The 24,232-nt window shown below is 54.0% G+C and carries 26 protein-coding genes; all 26 read left to right on the top strand.

Annotated elements, in window-relative coordinates; genetic code table 11:
- Positions 1–21: 21 nt before the first annotated feature.
- Entirely contained in the window at positions 22–954 is a 933-nt protein-coding gene (hprK, locus tag EDD77_RS05730; protein ID WP_058963006.1) for an HPr(Ser) kinase/phosphatase, read from the top strand.
- Between the two features lie 21 nt (positions 955–975).
- A complete protein-coding gene (locus EDD77_RS05725; RefSeq protein ID WP_058963005.1) occupies positions 976–1,728 on the top strand; it encodes a phosphatase in 753 nt (250 codons plus the stop codon).
- A complete protein-coding gene (locus tag EDD77_RS05720) occupies positions 1,725–2,690 on the top strand; it encodes an ROK family protein (RefSeq protein WP_058963004.1) in 966 nt (321 codons plus the stop codon). The genes EDD77_RS05725 and EDD77_RS05720 overlap by 4 nt, the downstream gene beginning before the upstream one ends.
- 18 nt (positions 2,691–2,708) lie before the next feature.
- Positions 2,709–3,614: a UDP-N-acetylmuramate dehydrogenase gene (murB, locus tag EDD77_RS05715; RefSeq protein ID WP_341439530.1), complete on the top strand. Its 906-nt coding sequence runs from the start codon at positions 2,709–2,711 to the stop codon at positions 3,612–3,614.
- A gap of 87 nt (positions 3,615–3,701) precedes the next feature.
- Positions 3,702–4,565 carry an RNase adapter RapZ gene (gene rapZ / locus EDD77_RS05710; protein ID WP_058963003.1) on the top strand — a complete coding sequence of 288 codons (864 nt, stop codon included), beginning with the start codon at positions 3,702–3,704 and terminating at the stop codon, positions 4,563–4,565.
- 21 nt (positions 4,566–4,586) lie between these two features.
- A complete protein-coding gene (gene whiA / locus EDD77_RS05705) occupies positions 4,587–5,504 on the top strand; it encodes a DNA-binding protein WhiA (RefSeq protein WP_058963002.1) in 918 nt (305 codons plus the stop codon).
- Positions 5,497–8,997 (top strand): DNA polymerase III subunit alpha, encoded by a 3,501-nt coding sequence (locus tag EDD77_RS05700; protein WP_058963001.1) that lies wholly within the window; start codon positions 5,497–5,499, stop codon positions 8,995–8,997. The genes whiA and EDD77_RS05700 overlap by 8 nt, the downstream gene beginning before the upstream one ends.
- A gap of 119 nt (positions 8,998–9,116) precedes the next feature.
- On the top strand, positions 9,117–10,091 hold the full coding sequence (pfkA, locus tag EDD77_RS05695; protein WP_058963000.1) for a 6-phosphofructokinase: 975 nt from the start codon (positions 9,117–9,119) through the stop codon (positions 10,089–10,091).
- Positions 10,066–10,893 (top strand): sporulation protein YunB, encoded by an 828-nt coding sequence (yunB, locus tag EDD77_RS05690; RefSeq protein ID WP_082669486.1) that lies wholly within the window; start codon positions 10,066–10,068, stop codon positions 10,891–10,893. Before pfkA ends, yunB begins: the two co-directional genes overlap by 26 nt.
- 88 nt (positions 10,894–10,981) lie before the next feature.
- Positions 10,982–12,961, top strand: a complete 1,980-nt coding sequence (gene ligA / locus EDD77_RS05685) for an NAD-dependent DNA ligase LigA (RefSeq protein ID WP_058962998.1) — start codon at positions 10,982–10,984, stop codon at positions 12,959–12,961.
- A 94-nt stretch (positions 12,962–13,055) separates the two neighbouring features.
- Positions 13,056–13,964 carry a GTP-binding protein gene (locus EDD77_RS05680; protein WP_058962997.1) on the top strand — a complete coding sequence of 303 codons (909 nt, stop codon included), beginning with the start codon at positions 13,056–13,058 and terminating at the stop codon, positions 13,962–13,964.
- Positions 13,961–14,431 carry a hypothetical protein gene (locus EDD77_RS05675; protein WP_058962996.1) on the top strand — a complete coding sequence of 157 codons (471 nt, stop codon included), beginning with the start codon at positions 13,961–13,963 and terminating at the stop codon, positions 14,429–14,431. Before EDD77_RS05680 ends, EDD77_RS05675 begins: the two co-directional genes overlap by 4 nt.
- Positions 14,432–14,447: 16 nt before the next feature.
- Positions 14,448–14,642 (top strand): stage III sporulation protein AC, encoded by a 195-nt coding sequence (spoIIIAC, locus tag EDD77_RS05670; protein ID WP_058962995.1) that lies wholly within the window; start codon positions 14,448–14,450, stop codon positions 14,640–14,642.
- 9 nt (positions 14,643–14,651) lie between these two features.
- A complete protein-coding gene (locus EDD77_RS05665; RefSeq protein ID WP_058962994.1) occupies positions 14,652–15,032 on the top strand; it encodes a SpoIIIAC/SpoIIIAD family protein in 381 nt (126 codons plus the stop codon).
- Positions 15,029–16,078: a stage III sporulation protein AE gene (locus EDD77_RS05660; protein ID WP_058962993.1), complete on the top strand. Its 1,050-nt coding sequence runs from the start codon at positions 15,029–15,031 to the stop codon at positions 16,076–16,078. The genes EDD77_RS05665 and EDD77_RS05660 overlap by 4 nt, the downstream gene beginning before the upstream one ends.
- A gap of 1 nt (position 16,079) precedes the next feature.
- Positions 16,080–16,508: a stage III sporulation protein AF gene (locus EDD77_RS05655; RefSeq protein WP_058962992.1), complete on the top strand. Its 429-nt coding sequence runs from the start codon at positions 16,080–16,082 to the stop codon at positions 16,506–16,508.
- Positions 16,498–17,040 carry a hypothetical protein gene (locus EDD77_RS05650; protein WP_058962991.1) on the top strand — a complete coding sequence of 181 codons (543 nt, stop codon included), beginning with the start codon at positions 16,498–16,500 and terminating at the stop codon, positions 17,038–17,040. The genes EDD77_RS05655 and EDD77_RS05650 overlap by 11 nt, the downstream gene beginning before the upstream one ends.
- Positions 17,040–17,648: a SpoIIIAH-like family protein gene (locus tag EDD77_RS05645; protein ID WP_058962990.1), complete on the top strand. Its 609-nt coding sequence runs from the start codon at positions 17,040–17,042 to the stop codon at positions 17,646–17,648. Before EDD77_RS05650 ends, EDD77_RS05645 begins: the two co-directional genes overlap by 1 nt.
- An 80-nt stretch (positions 17,649–17,728) precedes the next feature.
- Entirely contained in the window at positions 17,729–18,103 is a 375-nt protein-coding gene (locus EDD77_RS05640) for an Asp23/Gls24 family envelope stress response protein (protein ID WP_058962989.1), read from the top strand.
- A gap of 59 nt (positions 18,104–18,162) precedes the next feature.
- Entirely contained in the window at positions 18,163–18,594 is a 432-nt protein-coding gene (gene nusB, locus EDD77_RS05635) for a transcription antitermination factor NusB (RefSeq protein WP_058962988.1), read from the top strand.
- Positions 18,594–19,526, top strand: a complete 933-nt coding sequence (locus EDD77_RS05630) for a tRNA (adenosine(37)-N6)-threonylcarbamoyltransferase complex transferase subunit TsaD (RefSeq protein ID WP_058962987.1) — start codon at positions 18,594–18,596, stop codon at positions 19,524–19,526. Before nusB ends, EDD77_RS05630 begins: the two co-directional genes overlap by 1 nt.
- Entirely contained in the window at positions 19,519–20,754 is a 1,236-nt protein-coding gene (gene xseA, locus EDD77_RS05625) for an exodeoxyribonuclease VII large subunit (RefSeq protein ID WP_058962986.1), read from the top strand. The genes EDD77_RS05630 and xseA overlap by 8 nt, the downstream gene beginning before the upstream one ends.
- Positions 20,732–20,971 carry an exodeoxyribonuclease VII small subunit gene (gene xseB, locus EDD77_RS05620; protein ID WP_058962985.1) on the top strand — a complete coding sequence of 80 codons (240 nt, stop codon included), beginning with the start codon at positions 20,732–20,734 and terminating at the stop codon, positions 20,969–20,971. The genes xseA and xseB overlap by 23 nt, the downstream gene beginning before the upstream one ends.
- Positions 20,968–21,852, top strand: a complete 885-nt coding sequence (locus EDD77_RS05615; protein WP_058962984.1) for a polyprenyl synthetase family protein — start codon at positions 20,968–20,970, stop codon at positions 21,850–21,852. The genes xseB and EDD77_RS05615 overlap by 4 nt, the downstream gene beginning before the upstream one ends.
- Before the next feature lie 19 nt (positions 21,853–21,871).
- Entirely contained in the window at positions 21,872–22,339 is a 468-nt protein-coding gene (locus tag EDD77_RS05610; protein WP_058962983.1) for a divergent PAP2 family protein, read from the top strand.
- Positions 22,340–22,372: 33 nt separating this feature from the next.
- Positions 22,373–24,232, top strand: coding sequence for a 1-deoxy-D-xylulose-5-phosphate synthase (dxs, locus tag EDD77_RS05605; protein ID WP_058962982.1), 1,860 nt, complete (start codon positions 22,373–22,375; stop codon positions 24,230–24,232).

The following is a 24,232-nucleotide window of genomic DNA, read 5'->3' as shown; positions in this document are numbered from 1 at the left end:
CAAAAAGGAAGGGTGTTCTTTATGCCGGCATTTTCCGTCCCACTGAGCAAAGTAGCGGAACAGCTGAATCTTGAAACGATCTATGCGCCGAAAGAATTGACTGAGATCCCAATTTATACGGCGGATGTCAACCGCCCGGGCATTGTGCTTGCTGGGTACTACCAGTATTTCGATGCCAATCGGATCCAGATCTTCGGTATGGTCGAGATGTCTTATCTGCAGGAGCTGCCCGCAGCTACCCGTCGCGCTCACCTGGAGCGTCTGTTTGAGCTTACCCCCCCGGCGGTGCTCATCAGCCGCAGTCTGGAACCCCTGCCTGAGATGATCGACTTTGCGCGGAGGTACTCTGTGCCTGTTCTGTCTTCTGCGGAGTCCACTTCCACCTTGATGAGTGCTTTGATCAGTCTGCTGAATGTGGAGCTGGCCCCCCGTGTTACCCGTCACGGTGTTTTCATTGAAGTTTACGGCGAGGGCATCCTGATTCTGGGTGACAGTGGCGTAGGCAAGAGTGAGACCGCTGTGGAGCTGGTCAAACGTGGCCATCGCCTGATTGCCGATGACGCCGTGGAGCTGCGCCGCACATCCAGCCGCACCATCGTGGGTACGGCTCCGGAAAACATCCGTCACTTTATCGAGCTGCGCGGCATCGGTATCGTTAACGTTGCACGCATTTTCGGTATCGGCTCGGTTAAGGTGAGCGAGAAGGTTGACCTGGTCGTGGATCTGGAACCCTGGGACAAAACCAAAAATTACAGCCGCACCGGTCTGGAAACTGATTTCTATGATATTCTGGGTGTACAGATTCCCAAGACGGTAATTCCTGTTATGCCCGGCCGTAATCTGGCGGTAATTCTGGAAACGGCCGCTATTAACAACCGTCAGAAAAAGATGGGTTACAACGCCGCCAAAGAGCTGCTTGCACGCCTTGGCCTGGATGAGGACATTGGCATCTGACACAGAAAGGGAGCATATACTTTGTATCAAATTGCAGCGGATCTGCACACGCACACACTGGTTTCCAACCACGCATTCAACACCATCACCGAAATGGCCACAAAGGCTGCAGCAATGGGGTATAAGGCCATCGCCATCACCGATCATGGCTGCGCCATGCCGGATTCCCCGCACATCTGGTATTTTAACAATCTGATTCGTCTGCCGGACGTGCTGGAAGGAATCCCTGTGCTGAAGGGCGTAGAGGCCAACGTGATGGATTTGGAGGGAACGCTGGATTTTTCACAGCAGGAGCTGGCTCGCTTCGACTGGGTTATTGCCTCCATCCACGGCGACTGCCTGCCGGGCAAACTCACCGTGGAGCAGGCCACAGATCTCTGGTTGAAGGTGGCGCAGAATCCTTATGTTGACATGATCGGCCATTCCGAACAGGCCAACCACGTGTATGACTATGACCGGGTCACCCGGGAATTTGCCGCCCACAATAAAGTGGTGGAGCTGAACGGAAACTCCTTTGCCGTGCGCCCGGAAGGGGCAAAAAACATGAAGGCGCTTGCGCTCGCGTGTAAAAACAGTGGCTGCAAGATCGCGCTGAACAGCGATGCCCACTCCACCTATCATCTGGAGCGCGGTGTATCGCACCTGTTCGGGATTCTGGAGGAAATTGATTTCCCGAAGGATCTTATCGTCAATGGCTCCGGTGAAAACCTTCGCCGTGAGCTGGAAATACATAATAAAAAAATCGTAGATCGGATCGGAGAGTTGTTAAGATGAAGAAATATACAATTGGCGTAGATCTGGGCGGTACCACCATCACCGCCGGTATTGTGGATGAAGAATTCAAAGTGCTGCACAAATGCACCTGCGACACCGATCTGCCCCAGCCTGAAGAAAAGATCGAAGAGAAGATTGCCAACCTGTGCCGTCAGGTCCTGGTGGAGAGCAATCTGACTCTGGATGACCTGCTGTGGGTGGGCATCGGTACCCCGGGCAGCGTAAACAGCAAAACCGGCATAGTGGACTTTAACGCGAATTTCGGTTATTATGATTGGGAGCTTCGCGATCACATGGAGAAGCGCCTGGGTTGCAAGGTCTACATCGAAAACGATGCAAACGCAGCGGCTTACGGCGAATTTATCGCTGGTGGCGCACGCGGTGCACGGTATGCTGTGGTGATCACTCTGGGCACTGGCATCGGCGGCGGCATCATCATCGACGGCAAGATTTTTGCCGGCTTTAACTATGCAGGTGCTGAGCTGGGCCACATGGTAATTCAGAAGGATGGCCGCCCGTGCATGTGCGGCCGAAACGGCTGCTGGGAAAAGTATGCTTCCGCCCGTGCTCTGGCAGAGGATACCAAAGCCGCTATGATGTCGCACCCCAAAAACATGATGTGGCAGCTGGTGGACGGCGACATCACCAAGGTTGGCGCCAAGACTGCATTTGACGGCATGGCTGCCGGCGACGAGCTGGCCACTCAGCTGATCAACAAGTTTGTAGAATATGTGGCGTGCGGCCTGACCAACGTGGTCAACATCTTCCAGCCGGAAATCATCTGCATCGGCGGCGGCGTTTCCAAGCAGGGCGAGGTTCTGCTGGCTCCTGTGCGCAAGCTGGTCAACTGGGAGGATTATGCCCGTGATGGCAAGCGCCGTGTGACCATCAAACCCGCCGAGCTGTTTAACGATGCCGGCGTTGTGGGCGCAGCATGGCTGGGCAACCAGGAAAAACTTTAATTTTTAGGAGGCCGTTTTATGGCGTGCATGGAGCATTTAAAGCAAAAACTGGAGGAAGCAGCGATCCCTTATTCCTGCGGCGAGCCCCTTGCACGCCACACCAGCTTCCAGATTGGCGGCCCTGCCGCCTTGTTCTGCATGCCTCACACCGCGCAGCAGCTGGTTCAGGCCATTGGGCTGTGCCGTGAGGAAGGGGTGCGGACCTACATTCTGGGCAATGGTTCCAATCTTCTGTTCAGCGATCATGGCTTTGACGGTGTGGTGGTTTCCACCCGTTCCCTTGAGCCCGAAATCCGGGTGGAAGGGGATCGCATCATCGCCGGAGCGGGAGTTTCATTGAAACAGGTCTGCGAAGAGGCTGCGTGCCATAGCCTTACCGGTCTGGAATTCGCCTACGGTATTCCGGGCAGTCTGGGCGGCGCAGTGTACATGAACGCCGGCGCTTACGGCGGTGAAACCCGCGATGTATTGCTGGAGGTCGAATTTCTGGACGAAGCCGGTCAGATTCGTTCTCTTCCGGTTTCCCAGCTGGAGCTTGGCTACCGCACCAGCATCTTTGCGCGCACCGGCTGGTGTGTACTTCGGGCAACATTGCAGCTCCATCCGGGAGATTCCGTTCAGATTCAGCAAAAAATGGATGACCTGATGAATCGCCGCAGGCAAAAACAGCCTTTGGAATATCCCAGCGCAGGCAGCGCCTTTAAGCGGCCGGAAGGTGCTTTTGCCGGCAGCCTGATCGAACAGTGCGGCCTGCGGGGCTTCCGTGTGGGCGATGCCGCCATCAGCGAAAAGCACTGCGGCTTCATTGTGAATCTGGGCCACGCCAGCTGCGCGGACGTGCTGGAGCTGGCCCGTCAGGTAAGTGAACGGGTACAGCGGGAAACGGGTTTTGTGCTGGAAAAGGAAATCCGTGTAGTGGAATAATTGCGCGCATGACCGGCTGCTGGCAATCGGCAGCCGGTCATGCAGGTTATGCTGGATAAAAAAGAGAAGGAAAAGGAGAGACGGATCATGGAACTGCTGGTGGTTACCGGCCTTTCCGGGGCTGGAAAATCCCTTGCGGTAAATGCATTGGAGGATATTGGTTATTTTTGTATCGACAATATTCCGGCCGGGCTGATGCCCCGTCTGCTGGATTTCGCCCTTCAGGGCGAAACCATGCTGGAGAAGGTGGCGGTGGTGGTGGACATCCGCGGCTGCCGCACCCAGAGCGACGTACAGGAAGCTCTGACCAGTATGGACAGCCGCCAGGTGCCATATCAGGTGCTGTTTCTGGACGCTTCCGACGATGTACTTGCACGGCGCTATAAAGAAACCAGACGTATTCATCCGCTGTGTGTGCAGGAAGGCGTTTCCATGACCGACGCCATTGAGCAGGAGCGTAAAATCCTTCAGCCTTTTTTTGAACGCGCAGATTTTGTGGTGGACACTTCTCTTCTTTCCGCCGCGCAGAACAAAGAGCGAATCTGCAAACTCTTCCTGCACCAGAACCAGCAGCCAATGGTGCTGACAATTCTTTCCTTTGGCTTCAAGTACGGCCTGCCAAAGGAAGCGGATGTGGTATTTGATGTGCGCTGCCTGCCCAATCCTTTTTACATTCCGGAACTGAAGGAAAAAACCGGTCTGGACAGCGAAGTAGTAGACTATGTGATGCAGTTTGAGCAGTCGCAGGAACTGCTGCGTCGCATTCTGGATCTGCTGGATTACTCTCTCCCCATGTACATCAAGGAAGGGAAAAGCCAGCTGACGATTGCGGTGGGATGCACCGGCGGAAAACATCGATCCATCACCTTTGCCCGCAAGATCGCAGAACATTGCCAGAAACTGGGCTATGGGCCGATTCTCTATCACCGCGACCAAAAGCGTGTATATTGACGAAAGGGCATCTGTAAAAGAATGAGCTTTGCACAGGATGTAAAAACCGAGATCACTCAAAAAAAGATCAGCCGCCCATGCTGCCTTCTGGCAGCCAGCTACGGCGCGGCCTGTTTCAGCCGTTATTTTGACAGCCGCGGAGTAGTTTTTCAGACCGAGCTTGGAACCGCTGCCCATTATGTAAAACGGGTATTCCATCTGTGCGGCATCGAGGGCAATGTGACCAGCAAGCAGCGGCCCAGCGGCATGGTTTATGAATTCAAGGTGGATGATCCGGAACAGGTTCAGCTGATGCTGGAAAAGTTCCACTGCGACCCGGAGCAGGTCAGCCTGCGCATCGACCCCACATTGCTGCGTTGCCCCCAGTGCAGCGCGGCCTTTCTGGCTGCTGCCTTCGTGTGCTGCGGCACCATGACTGATCCCCGCAAGGAGTATAACCTGGAGTTTCTTTCCAGCCGCCATAATCTTGCACGGGATCTGGAGGGAATTCTGGCGGAGCATGAGTTTCGCCCCCACCGCACTCTGCGCAAGGGCGTGAATGTGGTGTACATCAAAGCAAGTGAACAGATTGAGGAGCTTCTGGCCTACATGGGGGCAGGGAACGCAGCCATGGAGATCATGAACCACAAGGTGATCAAGGAACTGCGCAACAAGACCAACCGCCTGACCAACTGTGAGACGGCCAATATGGACAAGACCGCAACCGCAAACGTTCAGGTAACGCGAGCCATCGAATATCTGAAACAGAATCACATGTTTGATGGCTTGAGCCAGCCTCTGCGGGAAGCTGCAGAGCTGCGGCTGGCCTGGCCGGATCTGTCGCTTTCCCAATTGGCGGAAAAGAGCCCGCAGCCCATCAGTAAATCCGGGCTCAGCCACCGGCTGAAAAAGCTGGAGCGCCTGGCATCTGAACTTCAGCAAAGGAGAACCAATGGCTGATACCAACAAGCAATTTACCCATCTGCATGTCCACACGGAATACAGCCTTCTGGATGGTGCCTGCCGAATCGACCGCATTTTTGAACGGGTCAAGGAGTTGGGCCAAACCTCCATCGCCATCACCGACCATGGTGTGATGTATGGCTGTGTGGATTTCTACAAAGCCGCTAAAAAGGCCGGCATCAAGCCCATCATCGGCTGTGAGGTCTATGTGGCCAATCGTTCCCGTTTCGATAAGGTCAACCGCATCGATGGCTCCAACCATCTGGTGTTGCTGTGCAAAAACGAAACCGGTTACAAAAACCTGATCAAGCTGGTTTCTGCCGGCTTCATTGAGGGTTTTTACTCCAAGCCCCGGGTGGACAAGGAACTTCTGGAGCAGCATCACGAAGGCCTGATCTGTCTTTCTGCCTGTCTTGCAGGCGAAGTCCCTCAGGCACTGCTCGCAGGCGATTATGAGAAAGCCCGCCAGGTTGCATTGTATTACAACGATCTGTTCGGGCAGGGAAACTATTACATCGAGATCCAGGATCACGGCATTGAAGAGCAGCAACAGGTTTTGCCGCTGCTGATTCGCCTTGCCCGGGAGACCGGTATCCCGCTGGTAGCCACCAACGATGCCCATTACCTCCGCAAGGAGGACAGCAAGATGCAGAGCATTCTGATCTGCATCCAGACCGGTAAGACCATTCAGGACGACGACAAACTGGAGTTTGAAACCGACGAATTCTATCTGAAAAGCACCGACGAAATGTACGATCTGTTTGCCATTGCGCCGGATGCCTGTGAAAACACCAACCGTATTGCGGAACAGTGTGATTTTGATTTTGAATTCGGCGTGACCAAACTGCCTTACTTTGAAGCCCCTGACGGAATGGAAAATCAGGCCTACTTCGAAAAGCTGTGCTACGAAGGCCTTACCCGCCGTTACGGCAGTAATCCCGCTCCGGAAATCCGGGAGCGTCTGGATTACGAGATCGATGTAATCCGCCGTATGGGCTACACCAACTATTACCTGATTGTATTTGATTTCATCAACTACGCCAAAACACAGGGTATCCCGGTAGGCCCCGGACGCGGAAGTGGCGCCGGAAGTCTGGCTGCCTATTGTGTGGGTATCACCAACATTGATCCCATCCGCTACAACCTCCTGTTCGAACGGTTTTTGAATCCGGAACGTGTGAGCATGCCGGACTTTGACGTGGACTTCTGCTACGAACGCCGGCAGGAAGTGATCGATTATGTGAACAACAAATATGGGCACGACCACGTGGCGCAGATCATCACCTTTGGAACCATGGCCGCCCGCGCTGCCCTGCGGGACGTTGGCCGCGTGATGGACATGCCCTATGCTGCGGTGGACGCGGTGGCCAAGCTGGTTCCCATGGAGCTGAAAATGACCCTGCACCGGGCTTTGGAGGTATCTCCGGAGCTGAAAGCCCGCTACGACTCCGACGAGCAGGTGAGAGAACTGGTGGACACTGCCATCAAAATTGAAGGCATGCCCCGTCACGCCTCCACTCATGCGGCAGGCGTGGTAATTACCCGGGAGGCGGCCAATGAATATGTTCCGCTTGCCTGCAACGATGGCGTTCCCGTAACGCAGTTCACCATGACAACCATCGAGGAGCTCGGCCTTCTCAAAATGGACTTTCTGGGCCTGCGCACCCTCACCGTGATTCGGGATGCGGAACGGATGATTCAGCGCCGTGTTCCCGAGTTCTCGGTGGAAAAGATGCCCTACGATGATCCGGCCACCTACGAGATGCTGGGCCAGAGTGAAACAGAGGGTGTGTTCCAGCTGGAAAGTACCGGCATGAAGCAGGTGCTTCTGGGGCTGCGCCCGCAGAATCTGGAAGACATCATCGCCCTGATCTCGCTGTATCGACCGGGCCCCATGGACTCCATCCCCACTTACCTGCGCAACCGCCATGAGCCGGGAAAGATTCACTACAAGGTTCCCCAGCTGGCGCACATTCTGGATGTGACCAACGGCTGTATTGTGTATCAGGAACAGGTCATGCAGATCTGCCGGGAACTGGCAGGCTTCTCTTTGGGGCAGGCCGATCTGGTGCGCCGCGCCATGAGCAAGAAAAAGCACGATGTCATGGAGCGGGAGCGTCAGAACTTCGTATATGGCAGCAAGGAACCGGGATCGGAATGTGTGGGCTGCATTGCCAACGGCATCGACGAAAAAACGGCCAACGAGATCTTCGATGATATGTCCAGCTTTGCGTCTTACGCCTTTAACAAATCCCATGCGGCCTGCTATGCTTATGTGGCTTACCAGACCGCCTATCTGAAATGCCATTATCCCAATGAATTTATGGCAGCGCTGCTGACCAGCGTACTGGACAACACCGATAAGGTGATCGAGTATTCCGGCGAATGCCAGCGGCTTGGCATCAAGGTGCTGCCGCCCAACATCAATGTGAGTGATGGCGGCTTCACCGTAGACGGAAGCGACATTCGTTTTGGCCTGAACGCAGTCAAAAACGTGGGCCGTAACCTGATTGCCGCAGTAGTTCGGGAGCGCAAGGAAAAGCCGTTCCGCTCGCTGTATGACTTCTGCCGCCGGATGTATGGCTGCGAAATCAACCGCCGGGCGGTGGAAAGCCTGATCAAATGTGGTGCGTTTGACGGATTGGGTGCCACACGCAGGGCCATGCTCCAGTGTATCGAGGGCATTTTGAAGAGTGTGGAAACCGACAGCCGTAAAAATCTGGAAGGCCAGCTGGATCTGTTCAGCCAGAGCGGCGAGCAGGAAACGGTAAACGACTATGCAATTCCCTCTCTGGAGGAATTCCCCACCGGGGAGCTTTTGCAGATGGAAAAAGAGGTGAGCGGCCTGTATCTGAGCGGCCATCCTCTGGACGCATATCGGGAAATCATCAAAAATATATCCAGCTGCAATATTAGTGAATTGACAGGGGAAGGCGCAAAAGCTTACGATAATAAAGTAGTCAACATTGTTTGCGCAGTGATCAAAAGCAAATTTATGACGACTCGCTCCAACACCATGATGGCCTTTACCAACGTGGAGGATCTGAGCGGCACCATGGAAATTCTGGTTTTCCCGAAGATCCTGATGAACTGCCGCGACGCCCTGCAGGAAAATGCGGTTGTGGTAATCACCGGTCGTGTTTCGGTGAAGGAGGATGAATCAACCAAGCTTGTGGCGGAAACCATTGTTCCCATCGAACAGTATCAGGCCCGCCGGCCGGAAAAATCGACCGCAGCCAGCGTGCCGGAAAAGCCGCAGCCACCCAAAAAAGGGCTGTACCTCAAGCTGCCCAGCCAGAACTGTGAGCAGTTCCGCAAGGTAACAAACCTGCTCAGCGGTATCTTTGACGGCAGTATGCCGGTCTACATGTATTTTGAGGACCGCAAGCAGCTGACTCTGGCACCACGCAGTTTGTGGGCACTGGATCATGAGCTGCTTTACCCGGAATTGCGCCGGATTTTGGGCGATAAAAATGTTGCTACAAAATAGTTGGCCGATTGGGCAAACCTTTTGGCAGCAAAATGCGTAGAATGTTTTGCATTTATGTTGCCTGGATGTTATAATTATACCAATGTCAAATTTCGATTTGATTTAGGAGGGGCATTACTATGTACAAGGAAATTAAAACCATCGGTGTATTGACCAGCGGCGGCGACGCACCCGGCATGAACGCAGCGGTTCGCGCAGTTGTTCGTACCGCTCTGAGCAAGGGCATCAAGGTTATTGGCATTCAGCGCGGCTATAATGGTCTGCTGAACGGCGAGGTTCGCGAGATGAACCTGCGCAGTGTATCTGAGATCATTCACCGTGGCGGTACCATCCTTTACACTGCCCGCTGCCTGGAGTTTGTTACCGCTGAGGGCCAGAAGAAGGGCGCTGAAAAGTGCAAAGAGCTGGGCATTGACGCCATGGTTGTGGTTGGCGGTGACGGTTCCTTCAAGGGCGCCCGCGCTCTGGCAAACCTGGGCATCCCCTGCATCGGTATTCCCGGTACCATCGACAACGACATCGCCTGCAGCGAGTACACCATTGGTTACGACACTGCCATGAACACTGCCGTTGAGATGATCGATAAGCTGCGTGATACCACTCAGAGCCATGACCGCTGCAGCGTGGTTGAGGTTATGGGCCGTAACGCCGGTTACATCGCTCTGAACGTGGGCATCGCCACCGGCGCTCTGGCTATCCTGATTCCCGAGCGTCCCTACGATCTGGATCACGACATCATTTCCCGCATGAACCAGACCCAGAAGACCGGCAAGAAGCATTTCATCGTAATCGTTGCCGAGGGTGTTGGCCATGCACAGGAGCTGGCCAATGAGATTCAGGCCCGCACCGGCATTGATTCCCGTGCCACTGTTCTGGGCCATGTACAGCGTGGTGGTTCTCCCACTCTGCGTGACCGCGTAACCGCTTCTCAGATGGGTTACCATGCTGTTAACCTGCTGGAGAAGGGCATCTACAATCGCGTTGTTGCCGTTTCCGCCGACAAGATCGTGGACTACGATATCAACGTGGCTCTGTCCATGCACAAGACCATCGACACCATGATGCTGGATGTGGCCAACACCATTTCCATCTGATTTTAGTCATTCAAAGGGCATGTCGCTTGCTGGCGGCATGCCTTTTTTGATTAAAAAGGGCTATAATGGCTCACGTTTCCTCTCTTTTGCGAATATACTCTTGGAGAGATTACCAACAATGGAGGGGGAAGCGATGCGCCGTATTTCTCATTCCGCACGGCAGCGGATGGTCAAGCGAAGGAAAACCGGCTTATGGCTCATTTTTATAACTGCACTCTCTCTGTTCTTTCTGCAAAGGGCTGATCAGGCTCTCCGCCCCCTTACCGTGCAGGTGTTACAGTATCAGTGCCGCGCATTGGCAGCACGCACCATTCAAGGTGCCTGCAATTCCATTCTGGAAGAAAACCACACCCTTTACAATGATCTGTACAGCATTCAGCGGGACAATACCGGCAGGGTGCAGAGTGTGACCGTTGATTCTGCCCGCATCAATTCTCTGGAGGATGCGCTGGTGGATCAGGTCAACCTGTCTTTGACCCAGCTTCCTCAGGATCCGCTTCGTATCCCGCTGGGTACCTTGAGTGGAATTCAATTCTTCAGTGGGCTGGGGCCGGAAATTACCGTACAGGTGCAGCCGCTCTCACTGGTTACCAGCCAGGTAAGGAGCAATTTCTCCCAAGCCGGTGTTAATCAGACCAGACTTGAAATTACCATTTGTTTTTCCGTTCAGATCGGTGCCCTCCTGGCCGGTGAAGTGATTCCAGTGGACGTTCAATCAGAAATACTTGCCGCACAAGTCCTGATCGTTGGCGAAGTGCCTCAGTTATACGCTCAAAACGGCTGGACAGGCGAAAAAGCCTAGCCCCCGGATGGGCCAATGTGTTATAATGAGAATTCAGAATGATAATGCCAAACAGCATTGCTTTTGGACTTTTAAGAGGTGATCGATTTTGACATTGGAACAGGCCCAGCAGCGAATTCTTGAGCTGCGCCGGGTGATTGAATACAACAACCGCCTTTATTATGATCAGGACGCCCCCGAACTGGAGGATTTTGAATACGACGCATTAAACCGGGAGCTGAAGGAGCTGGAAGCGCAGTTCCCGCAGCTGATCACACCGGATTCTCCCACCCAGCATGTGGGCGGAACTCCTTCCGGGAAATTCGCCAAGGTGACCCATGCGGTAAAAATGGAAAGCCTTCAGGATGCGTTTTCCTATGAGGAGCTGCGGGATTTCGACCGTCGAGTGCGGGGTGAGGGTATTTCTCCCCGTTATGTGGTTGAAGTGAAAATTGACGGTCTTTCCGTAAGCCTTGAGTATGAAAACGGCGCTTTTGTGCGTGGTTCAACCCGTGGTGACGGCATAGTGGGCGAGGATGTGACCAAAAACCTGGCCACCATCAAGGATATTCCCAAGAAACTGCTGAACGCACCGGAATTTCTGGAGGTGCGCGGCGAGGTCTATATGCCCCACGCAGCCTTTGAACAGCTGGTGGAGGAGCAGGAACTGAACGATAAGCAGCCCTTTAAAAACCCCCGCAACGCAGCAGCCGGCTCTCTGCGTCAGAAGGACAGCAAGATCACCGCGAGCCGCGGACTTTCCATCTTCGTGTTCAATATCCAGCAGATTCGGGGCAAGGAGCTGCACAGCCACCAGGAAAGCCTGGATTATGTGAAGCAGCTGGGATTTGTGGTATCGCCCCGATATCATAGCTTTGATAACATTGATGACGCCATTGCCGAAATCGAAGCTATCGGGCAGATGCGCGGCACACTGCCCTTCGATATTGACGGTGCAGTGATCAAGGTGGATGATTTTGCCCAGCGCGGAATGCTGGGCAGCACCAACAAATTCCCCCGCTGGGCCATCGCCTTCAAGTATCCGCCGGAGGAGAAGGAAACCGAACTGCAGCAGATCGATATCACGGTGGGGCGCACCGGTGTTCTTACCCCCACAGCGGTATTTACGCCCGTGCAGCTGGCCGGCACCACGGTTTCCCGGGCAATTCTGCACAATGAGGACTTTATCCGGCAGCTGGATGTGCGCATCGGTGACCGGATTCTTGTTCGAAAAGCCGGTGATATTATCCCGGAAGTGGTTGCAGTCACCCAGCACAAGGACGGCTCTGAGCCCTATCAGATGCCTCAGGTATGCCCCTCCTGCGGCGCTCCAGCGGTTCATCTGGAAGGGGAGGCGGCTCTGCGCTGCGTAAACCCGGAATGCCCGGCTCAGGCTCTGCGCAACATCATTCACTTTGCCAGCCGCAACGCCATGGACATCGACGGTCTGGGCAAGGCTGTGGCCGCTCAGCTGGTCAGCAAGGGATATGTGCACTCGGCGGCAGATCTTTATGATCTGACTGAGGAGCAGCTGATGACGCTGGATAAATTCAAGGAAAAAAGCGCACGCAATCTGCTGAATGCCATCGAGGCCTCCAAGGAAAACAATCTGGACAAGCTCCTCTTCGGTCTGGGCATTCGCAACATCGGCGAAAAGGCAGCAGCCTCCATCGCGGAGCATTTCCGCTCCATGCAGGCTGTGCGGGAGGCCGGGGAAGAGCAACTCAGCGAGATCGACGGTTTCGGCGCGGTTATGGCACAAAGTGTTCTTGCCTTCTTCGCAAAAGAAGGTACAGAGGATCTTCTTGGCCGCTTGGAACGCGCCGGAGTGAATATGGAATGGCATGGTGAGGAAAAGACCGATAAGCTGGCCGGTAAAACCATTGTGGTTACCGGAACCTTGCCCACCCTTTCCCGTGCTGAAGCGGAAGCCCTGATCACCAAGAACGGCGGCAAGGCAAGTGGTTCCGTTTCCAAAAAGACCGCCTATGTTCTTGCCGGAGAAGCAGCCGGTTCCAAACTCACCAAAGCCCAGCAGCTGGGAATCCCCGTAATCGACGAAGCCGCATTTTTACAAATGATCCAATAATCTTCCGTTCATCCCCCGGGCCAAAAGCCCGGGGGATTTTTCTGTTCTACCAGCTCTGCCCGGGCCATATACTTGTAGCACAAAGGAGCGTGAAATGAAAATGGACGAGTATTACAGTGCAATCCAACGGCTCCCCGCGCAGGTGCGGGAAGCACTTGCGCAGCTTCCTCCTGCATTTGCCGCGCAGGTGCATGAGATCCGCCTGCGCAGCGAACGGCCAATCGTTTTTTCCACCCCGAATGGACCGGTGCTGGCATCCAACCTCCTGCCCAAATACGCTGCCGCTCTTCGTCTGAGTGCCCATGATCTTCAGGAGTGCTTCTATTCGCTGTGTGAAAAGTCGGTTCACAGTTACGAACGCCAGCTTTCTCAGGGCTTTTTTACGATTCCCGGCGGTCATCGGGTGGGCGTTGCCGGAATCTTTCATCAAACGGACAACGGACAGAACAGTTTTCAGGTTATCACCTCGCTGAATCTGCGTATTGCCCGCATGATTTTTGTCTCATTGCCGGATTCTCTGCAGGTCTGCCTTTCGGACTGTTTTCATGGTCTGATTCTGGCCGGCCCTCCCGGCAGCGGTAAAACAACGCTTCTGCGCAGCATCGTCAAAGCCATCAGCGACAGGGGGAAAAAAGTGGCAGTTATAGATGAACGTCAGGAACTTTGGCCCTGCGACCCATGGGGTCATTCCGCACAGGTTCCTTTGAATTGTGATGTTCTGTCCAATTGTCCCAAATCGTTCGGCATCGAAACTGCCGTCCGCTGCCTTGGACCACAGATTGTGGTATGTGATGAACTTGGCTCCGGCAAGGAATTTCGGCAGCTGGAACAGGGCATACGATCGGGGGTCAGCTTTATCTGTTCTGTACACGCCGCAAATGTGGACGAGTTGGAGGCGCGCCTGGAACAAAGCCGCACCCGTCTGCGCACACTTTTTTCCGCCTGTGCCTTTCTGTACGGTTCTCAGAGTGCTGGAACAATCCGGGAGACAATCGTTTTATGATCTGGGTTCTAAAACTGTCCGGGGCCGTTCTGGTAAGTATTTCAGGCTTTTTGTTCGGGGCTGAGCAGGCTGCCGGATTGCACAGACAAGCCCTCTTTTGGGCAGAGCTGGCCCGTATGCTGGCTCAGATTCAGGATGCTGTACATTACCGGGCACTGGCCACGCCCTGTTTGCTGGAGGAACTGCGGGCAGGGGATTATCCCCACCTGCTTCTGAATAACTGCACCGCACTGGAAAGCTACTGTTTCCCTGCATATATTCCGCCGGGGGAGACGGCTTCCTTTTCCTCACTTTTCATGCAGATTGGTCAGATAAGCGCCCAGGAACTATGCGAACAGATTCCCTATTATGTGGAGCTGGCCCGTCAGAACAGCGCACGTCAGGAAAAGAAATATCAAGCAGCAGCAAGGCTCTACCCTCAAGCCGGGATCTGCACCGGCCTGATGGCTGCACTGCTGCTTTTATGAAGGAAGGTTTGGAGCGATGGACATTGATCTGGTATTTAAAATTGCCGCCATCGGTATCATTGTTGCGGTCCTGAATCAACTGCTCATCCGTTCTGGGAGGGAAGATCAGGCCATGATGACCACCCTGGCGGGGTTGATTGTTGTGCTATCCATGCTGGTGCAGCAAATCAGCGACCTGTTCGTTAACATAAAATCGCTGTTTAATCTGTAACAATGGAATATGGAAATTTTTCAAATTGCAGCTTTTGTGCTGGTGTCGGCCGTGCTGATCGGTCTGGTACGGGAGTATCTGCCTTCCTATGGAATTCTTTGCCTCTTGGGATGCTCGGTAGTGCTTTTGATTTACCTGCTGCACCTGGCCACCCCGCTCATCGAACAACTGCACGCTTATGCAGTCTATTGGGAGCAAAGCGGTTTTTCCACCGTAATCAAAGCGGCCGGAATTGCGCTGGCCTCTCAAACAACGCAGGACCTTTGCAAAGACGCCGGACTCAGCAGTCTTGCCGGAAAAGTGGAATTTGCCGGCCGTTGCCTGATTCTCATGTGCGCCCTGCCTCTTTTGCAAACAGCCGCCGAATCCCTGGGGTTCTTTCTTCAATGAGGCGTCTGCTGGGTTTTCTGTTACTTCTTCTGTTGCTGCCGGCTGTGGTTTCTGCAGAGGATCTCCCGGATTCCGCCCAAAAAATTCTGGATTCCCCCGGAATATCAGCTGAGCAGTTTCAGGCCATTTCAATTCCCCAATTGCTGGAACAGCTGTTGGGAACCGCAAAAGAGCAGTTTCAGCAGCCTTTCCAGCTCCTGACGGCAATTTCCGCCACCGTGCTGATTGCGGCAGCTGCATTGAGCCTTTTGCCGGGTTCTGACTGGCGAACACCGTTGGAAACAGTCTGTCTGCTGGGAATATGCGTGACAGCACTTCAGCCTGTTCTGCCGCTGCTGGAGGATCTGACCTGCCGAATTCAGGAATGCCAGACCTATCTGCTCAGCTTTGTGCCGGTTTTTTCCGGCGTAATGATCAGCTGCGGCCAGCCCACGCAGGCTGCTGTTTACAGCGGCATGTTTCTGACCATGGCCGCTTTCTGCGCACAGATTATCAGCGCAGTAGCCATGCCGCTGGTTCGTGCTTTTCTCGCCTTAAATGTGGCGTGCGGCCTGTGTGATCTGGGCGGGCTTTCCGACGGATGTGCCGTTCTGCATAGGGCAGTGAAGTGGATTCTTGGCTTCCTTTCCATCCTGTTTGGCGGCATTTTGGGGTTGCAGAGCATTCTGGCACAAAACACCGATACCCTTGCCATGAAAACCGGGCAGTTTCTCCTGAGCAGCGGTGTCCCGGTCATTGGCAGCCTTGCCTCGGATGCAATGGGCAGTGTCCTCAGTGGGCTGCGGGTACTGAAGGGTTCGCTGGGCTTTGCAGCCATTGCAATGCTTACCATCACATTTTTACCGCTTCTGATCCGATGTTTCGGCTTTTATCTGGCCTATCTTTTGGGAGCGGCGCTGGCCAAAGCCTTTGGGCTCACCCGGGCCGGACGGGTGATGAATGGACTGGGACAGGCCATTGGGCTTTGCATCTCGTTTCTCGTGTTCTTTTTCATGCTCACGGTCCTCTCCACGGCTCTGATGATTCTGCTCGGAGGAGGCAGTTGATATGAACGAATGGGCATTTACCATTTGCATGGCCTGCGTGCTGGCCGGCGGGCTGGAGCTTTTAATGCCGCGCAGGGAATATGAAAAAAGCATAAAAATCGTTGTGGCACTGTATATTTTAGTAGCGGTTTTGCAGCCCGTTCAATCGGTAATTTCCGGCTGGAACGAGCTGTGGCCCACAAAGGAGGACGACGCAGTGGATTTTTCCGGCTATCGCGCACAGCTGGAGCAACAGGCGCTGGAAGAACAGCTGGAGCAAACCCTTTTTGCTCAGGGAATTAACGGCGAGGTTCAAGTCCTGGTGGGGCCGCCACTGACTGTAACGGTGGATTGCGATGCCCCGGAACAGGCACAGGTAATCCTGCGTCAGGCCCTGGGTGACGGGGAGCAAATCGTGATCAGGGCGGAGGACTCAGGCAATGGGACGTGATTTTTTCAAGGATCTTTTCAAATCAAAAAACTGGAATCGAAGCAGCATCCTTGTTTTTATCGGTGCACTTGGCCTGTTTTTTCTTCTGGCCGGAAATGCCTTTTCTCCCCGCATTGAAAAAGGCACAACCAGTGAAGTTCAAAGCACGGCTGACCAGACCACATACGCAAGGGAATACGCCGACAGTCTGGAAGATACCCTTACTCAGGTGATTGGCAGCATTCAGGGTGCCGGGCAGGTAAAGGTTGCCGTTACACTGGAAGCCGGCCCACAAACAGTCTATGCACTGGACGAAACAGATCGGGGAGAGAACGGGAGCGAGATTCAGCACATCCTGTTAGAGGATTCTTCCGGGCAGAACGCACTGGTGGAAATGGTGTGGGAACCGGAAATCCGGGGTATCGCCGTTGTATGCGAGGGTGCAGCCGATATTCAGGTACAGGCGCAGATCACCGAAGCGGTTTCGGTGCTTACCGGTGTATCAAGCAACCGGATCAGCATTGCAAAAATGAACGAATCGGAGGGAACATAATGCAAGCAAAAAAACTCAACCAGAAAATGACGCTTCTCACACTGGTGGTGGCACTGGGTGTAGCCGTGTATCTGAACTGGGAGTATGCCAAAAGTACTGATCTGGTGATGGGAGATACTGTTCAGGCCAACGCAGCAGCCAGCACAGGGATCATCACCGATGAGCTGGCCGTGGAGACAGCCGCCTCCGGCCAGGAAACTGCCGATAAAAATTACGGCGAAGCACAACTGGTCAGCGTAGCTGATCCGACCGGCAGTGATTTCTTTGAACAGGCCAGACTCTCCCGTACCAAAACCCGGGACGAAGCACTGGATACCCTGCAGAAAAGCCTGAAAAACAGCGCACTTACCCAGGAGGAAAAAGACGCGCTTACACAGGAGCTCACTGCCACAATCGAGAGCATTACCAAGGAAAGTGATCTGGAAAGCCGGATCAAAGCCAAAGGTTTTGTGGACTGTGTGGCTTTTATTGATGGGGATAAGGTAAACATCACGGTTATGACCACCAGCGACGGACTGACCCAGAGTGAGGTTGCCCAGATTCGGGATATAGTGCTGAGTGAGTGTGCGGTGAGCGCGCAGAATATTACCGTGGTAGAAATAAAATGACCTTGTAGATTATGCAAAAAGATGGTATAATATCTTCAATTCAAATGCCATGAAAATAATTACCTTTGGGAGGACCGGGTATGGAAGTTTCAAATTCCAATGTTGTAAACGGCAGCTTGCAGATCTCCACGGATGTGATCGGTAAGATTGCAAAACTTGCAGCCACCGAGATCGATGGCGTGGTGGACGTTTGTGCCGGTTCCGCTGGAATGCGCAGCTTTTTGGGCAAGGTGAACCTGCAAAAGCCTGTTTCGGTGGAGCTGCTGGAGAATGTGGCCGAGATTACCGTCAGCCTGACGGTGCGCTACGGCAGCCAGATCCCGGCGGTCTGTGAAAAAGTGCAGGAGAACGTGAAATCTGCGGTTCAGAATATGACCAGCATCACGGTCGCCCGGGTAAATATTGTGGTGGTAGGCGTCCTGCAGGAGCCGGAGCTGCCTGCTGAAGAAGAATAACCAATTGGCCCTCCCGCGGTTCGCAGGGGGGCTTTGGCTGTGAGAGGATATTTTATTTTATGGAAAAACTGACACGCAGAACCGCACGCGAAAACGCATTTCTGGCCGCATTTGCGTCCACCTTCGACAATGCAATGCCGGAGGATGTGATCGCCCTGAATAACGAGCTGGGCGAAAACCGGGTGGATGAATTTGGTCGCAAGCTGATCAACGATTACTACGAGCACAGCGCTGAAATCAACGATATAATCCGCGATCATCTGAAGGGCTGGACCATTGATCGTATTCCCCGGGTAAGCCTTACTGTGCTTCGTCTGGCTCTGAGCGAAATTCTGTATGGAGACGAAAAACTGCCCAGCGTCACCATCAACGAAGCGGTGGAACTGACCAAGAAATTCGGCGGAAACGAGGATTACCAGTTTGTGAATGGCCTGCTTGGCTCTGTGGTGCGCGAACTGGGTCTGGCGGATCAGGACTCCGCTTCGGAATAATGCTCACACTGGGCATCGATACCAGCAACTATGCAACCTCTTTGGCCGTGTACGACTCTTGTGCCAAAGAGGTTGTTTGCGATAAAAAGCAGTTTTTGCCCGTCAAACAGGGGCAACTGGGGCTGCGTCAGAGCGATGCGCTGTTTCACCACACAGCGGCTCTGCCGGAGCTTTTGAGCCAGCTTGCACAGCAGGTGGATCTTAGCCGGATTCAGGCGGTGGGTGTTTCCACCCGCCCGCGCCCGGTGGACGGCTCCTACATGCCCTGTTTTCTTGCCGGACGCAGCGCAGCAGTGGCATTTGCTGCTGCCCGTGGCATTCCGCTGGTAGAATCAACTCACCAACAGGGTCACATTGCCGCGGCGCTTTTTGCCACTGGCGAAGAGAATTTGTTCGAGCGCTCCTGCCTGGTATTTCATGTATCCGGCGGAACCACTGACCTGCTTTTGTGTGAAGGCTATGGTTCAATCCGGTGCATTGGTACCAGCAGTGATCTCTACGCAGGTCAGGCAGTGGATCGGGTGGGGGTAAAACTGGGGTTTGACTTTCCGGCGGGTGCCATGGTCAGTGAATTGGCTGCACGCTGTTCGGAAACCGTTCGCCCAAAAGTCAGCGTAAAGGGGAGCAGCTGCAGCCTGTCCGGCCTGGAAAACCAGTGTAACCGGCTCCTTGAACAGGGGAAATCCGCGGAATATGTTTGCCGTTACTGCCTGAACTGTGTGGCGGAAACTGCGCTGCGCATGGTAAAAGCGGCTCTGGAAGAACATCCAGGTCTGCCCGTAGTCTTTGCGGGTGGCGTAATGAGCAGCCAGATCATTCGGGAGTATGTGACCTGGCGATTGCCCGGTGCTCATTTTGTTCCCGGAAAATTTTCCAGCGATAACGCCATCGGCGTGGCGTGTATCGCAGCACGGGAGGTAATCCATGGCTGAGATGATCACCGTTTCCGCACTGAACCGCTATGTTCGGTCGCTGCTGGACAGCGACCGTTTTTTGTCTGGCATTGCCATCAAGGGCGAAATCGCCAACTTTGTCCACCACTATAAAAGTGGGCATTTTTACTTCTCTCTGCGGGATGATTCCGCCAGTGTGAAAGCTGTCATGTTCCGGCAGGACGCCCGGCGGCTGGCGTTCACCCCTCAGGAGGGAATGCGGGTCATCGTTCGCTGCCGGGTCAGCCTGTACGAAAACACCGGTGCGTTTCAGATCTATGTTCAGGATATGTTTCCGGATGGCATTGGTGCTGCGCAGATGGCCTTTGAACAGTTAAAGGCGCGGCTGGAGCAGGAGGGGCTATTTCGCCCGGAAGCAAAACAGCCTATTCCCGCCTGTCCTCGCTGCATCGGTGTTGTGACCAGCGAAACCGGTGCTGCTCTTCAGGATATTCGCAACGTGCTCAGTCGTCGCTGGCCCTTAACCAGGCTGTTGCTGGCGCCTGTCAATGTGCAGGGGGATCAGGCTGCGGCTCAAATTGCCCGTGGTATCCAGATCCTGGATCGTTCTGGAAAGGTCGATGTGATCATTGTGGCCCGGGGCGGAGGCAGCAGGGAAGACCTGTGGGTATTTAATGACGAGGGCATCGCCCGGGCTGCCTATGGTTGCAAAACTCCGCTGATTTCTGCAGTTGGTCATGAAATTGATTTTACTATTCTTGACTTTGTTGCGGATCTTCGCGCTCCCACTCCTTCGGCCGCTGCTGAACTGGCAACACCGGATCGCCGGGAAATGATGGCCAAGCTTATGAATATTTCGGATAATATTCATAAAAATATGCAGACAAAGCTCGAAATGTGCTATAATAGATTTGATCCACTGGCAGAACGATGGGAATCCCTGACTCCTGGCTCACTGTGTTCCGCACGGGCAGCACGCCTGAATGAACAGGAGCAGTTTTTGCATGGCAAAATGGAACAGATCTATCAGGATCGTATGCTTTCCATGCAGCATGCCATACAGCTTGCCCATTCTCTGAGCCCCTACACTGTTTTAGCGCGGGGATATGCCATCCCAAGATCTGTAAAGGGAAACGCCATTACATTGAATCAGGTTACCCCCGGAGATCGGATTTTGCTGACCGGTGACAAGGTCTCCGTTGGCTGCCTTGTGGAACATGTGCACGAAATCGAGGGAGAACAGAATGAGAAAACCCAAAAGTTTTGAAGAGGGCAGCGCTGCTCTGCAGCAGGTGCTGGATCAGCTTGCTGATCCGGCCACTCCACTGGATAAAGCAATTAAGCTTTACAGTGACGCAGCCAGCTTGATTGCCTATTGCAGTGAAACTCTGGAGCAGGCCAGGTTGGAAATGGAGCGAATTGACCTGACGCTTTCGCAACGTTCCAGCGTGGCGGAAGCAGGAGAGGAGGACATCCTTGCATGACAGCCTATGAACAACAGTATGATGTTTATTTGAAGGAAATTCAGGCAGCGCTCGAAAATGCCTGCGACACATATCTGCCGGAAGATTCCCGGGTATGTCAGGCAGCACGATACAGCCTGATGGGGGGCGGCAAGCGTATCCGGGCCGTTCTGACGCTTGCCTGCTGTGACATGCTGGGCGGCGACTGGCGGGCGGCGGCTCATTTTGCCGCTGCAGTGGAGATGCTTCATTGTTTCTCTCTGATCCACGACGATTTGCCCTGTATGGATAACGATGATTTTCGCCGGGGCAAGCCCTCCTGCCACAAGGCGTTTGACGAAGCAACCGCGCTTCTTGCAGGAGACGTCCTCCTTACCGAAGCCTTTGAGGTCATCGCAAATGCCCCTCTTTCTGAACACGCCCGTATTGAAGCGGCCCGTTTGCTTGCTGTGGGTGGCGGAAGCAGAGGCATGATCTGGGGGCAGGAGCTGGATGTAACCTATGAAGGGAAACCCCTGGATGAAGCGTTGCTTCGCACCATTCATAAGAATAAGACTGGCGCACTGATCAATGCCTCGGTTCAGATGGGTGTCTGCGCTGCCGGCGGAACCCGGGAGGATGCATCGTATCTGGAGCGATATGCGTTTGATCTTGGCCTTGTTTTTCAGATTGTGGACGATGTGCTGGATGTAATCTCCACACCGGAGGAACTGGGCAAACCCATCGGCAGCGATCAGGAGAACGGTAAAGTGACCTTTGCAACCCTCTATGGTCCGCAGGGTGCGCTGGAACTTGCGCAAAAAATCAATGACGAAAGCTGTGAAGCCTTAAAAAAAGTGTATGGTGATCGTGCGGACTTTTTGATCCACCTTGCCGGGCAGCTCGTCACACGGCGCAAATAATCATACAGGAGAGGATGCAATGGACTGGCTCAAGGAAATATATTGTTGGAATTATCTGCTTTCGGTCTCGCTTACGGCCTGGCTGATTGCTCAGGTATTGAAAACGATCATCAATTTCATCTTAATGGGAAAATTCCGGGTTGAGCGCATGTGGGGCTCCGGAGGAATGCCCAGCGCACACTCTGCCACAGTATGTGCGCTGGTGATTGCTGCCGGGCGCTCCCAGGGAACGCATTCCGAAGTTTTTGCTCTTGCGGCAGTCATGGCAGTAATCGTAATGTACGACGCCATGGGCGTGCGCCGGGAGACTGGCGAACAGGCCAAGATTTTGAATCAGCTGCTGTCTGACTGGCTGGATGAGGAGGCCAAACGTACTCCTATCCTTGGCGACAAAAAGCTGAAGGAAATGGTTGGCCACACTCCCTTTGAAGTTTTTGGCGGCGCTGCCGTGGGCGTTGCCACCGGTTTGCTGATCCCAATGATGTGATTGAACCACTATCTTTTTTAGAAGGATTGTATCATGGCATATTCACTGTTGGAACGAATCAACAGCCCGCAGGATCTGAAGCAGCTTCCTGCCGGGCAGCTGGCGCCCCTGTGTGAAGAAATCCGGGCGTTTCTGATCGAAAGTGTTTCCAAAACCGGAGGACATCTTTCCTCCAATCTGGGCACCATCGAACTTACGGTGGCAATGCATCGGGCATTCACCACCCCCAGCGATAAAATCGTATTTGATGTGGGGCATCAGTGCTATACGCATAAACTGCTGACCGGTCGCCGACAGCAGTTTGATGTACTGCGTAAGCTGAACGGGCTTTCCGGTTTTCCCAGTCCCCGGGAAAGCGAGCACGATGCCTTTATCGCAGGCCATGGCAATACTGCCATTTCAGTGGCCATTGGCATGGCCCGCGCCAAAAAACTGAAAAATGAACCCGGCAAGGTCATTGCTCTGGTTGGCGACGGTGCGTTTACCGGCGGCATGGTCTATGAGGGCGTGAACAACATTGATACCCTGAACAACCTGATTGTTGTTCTGAACGACAATAAAATGTCGATCTCCAAAAATGTCGGCTCTCTGTCCCGTTACCTGACCGTACTGCGTACGAATCCGGAATATAACCGTGCAAAAGCCAATACCGAAAGTATTCTGTCTGCCATTCCTCTGGTGGGTGCACCGCTGGTACGGGCATTACAGGGCGGCAAGGCGCTGCTGCGCCGCGGCCTGTATCACTCCACCATGTTTGAAGAGATGGGGTTCCAGTACCTTGGCCCGGTGGACGGTCACGATGTAATCAAACTGACTGAGCTGTTCCGGAACCTGCACCATCAAACCGCACCGGTTTTTGTCCATGCAGTCACTGTAAAGGGAAAAGGCTTTAAGCCCGCTGAGGAGAATCCCGGCGAATTCCACGGTGTTTCCTCCTTTGATCCTTCCCATGCACTGGATCCGGATGTGGCCCCCGCCGCCTCTTTCTCCACCTGTTTCGGGCAGCACCTGGAAACTCTGTCGGAAAGCCGTACCAACGTCTGTGCCATTACTGCCGCCATGAAATATGGTACCGGGTTGCAATATTTCTACCGCCATTTCCCGGAGCGTTTCTTTGATGTGGGCATGGCAGAGCAGCACGCGGTGACCTTTGCTGCCGGATTGGCCAGCCAGGGAATGCTCCCTGTTGTGGCCATCTATTCCACCTTCCTGCAGCGGGCTTATGACCAGATGATTCATGACGTATGTCTGATGGATCTGGATGTGGTGTTTGCTGTGGATCGTGCCGGCCTTGTCCCCGGTGATGGCGAAACTCATCAGGGCATTTATGATCCTGCCTTTTTCCGTCAGATCGGAATCCCGGTCTACTCTCCCTGCAACTATGCAGAGCTGACTTACTGGCTGGAACAGCTTCTGGATCAGGGACATGGACCCCGTGCCATTCGATACGCACGAGGTGGTGAACCGGAGTTGCTTTCTGCGCTGGGGTGCAGCAAACAGCCCTATGATGTATATGCTTCGGAAAGCCCGGCAAAGACCGCCATTGTTACCTATGGAACACTGACTGCCGAGGTTCTGAAAGCCGCGGAGCTGCTCCGGCAGCAGGGTGTTTCTGTGGATGTTTATAAACTCGTTCAGATTAATCCTCTGCCGGATGGCCTGTGCGAGGAACTGACCCGCTACGACCATATTCTCTTTGCGGAGGAATGCATTGAAAATGGCGGTATCGGCGGCTCACTTGGTGCAGCTTTGTCGGAGTATCGTTGGCCGGGTCATCTGACTCTGCGCGGCGTGCGCAGCGGCCGTGCCATTCCGCACGCTTCCGTAGCGGAGCTTCGGGAAGTTCTTGGGCTGGATGCTGTCAGCCTTGCAAACGCAATAGAAAGGGACTGA

The sequence above is a fragment of the Allofournierella massiliensis genome, from assembly GCF_004345265.1.
In the GTDB taxonomy this organism is placed as follows: Bacteria; Bacillota; Clostridia; order Oscillospirales; family Ruminococcaceae; genus Allofournierella; species Allofournierella massiliensis.
Note: the sequence above shows the minus strand (reverse complement) of the source record. Positions and strands in the feature narration are given on the sequence as shown.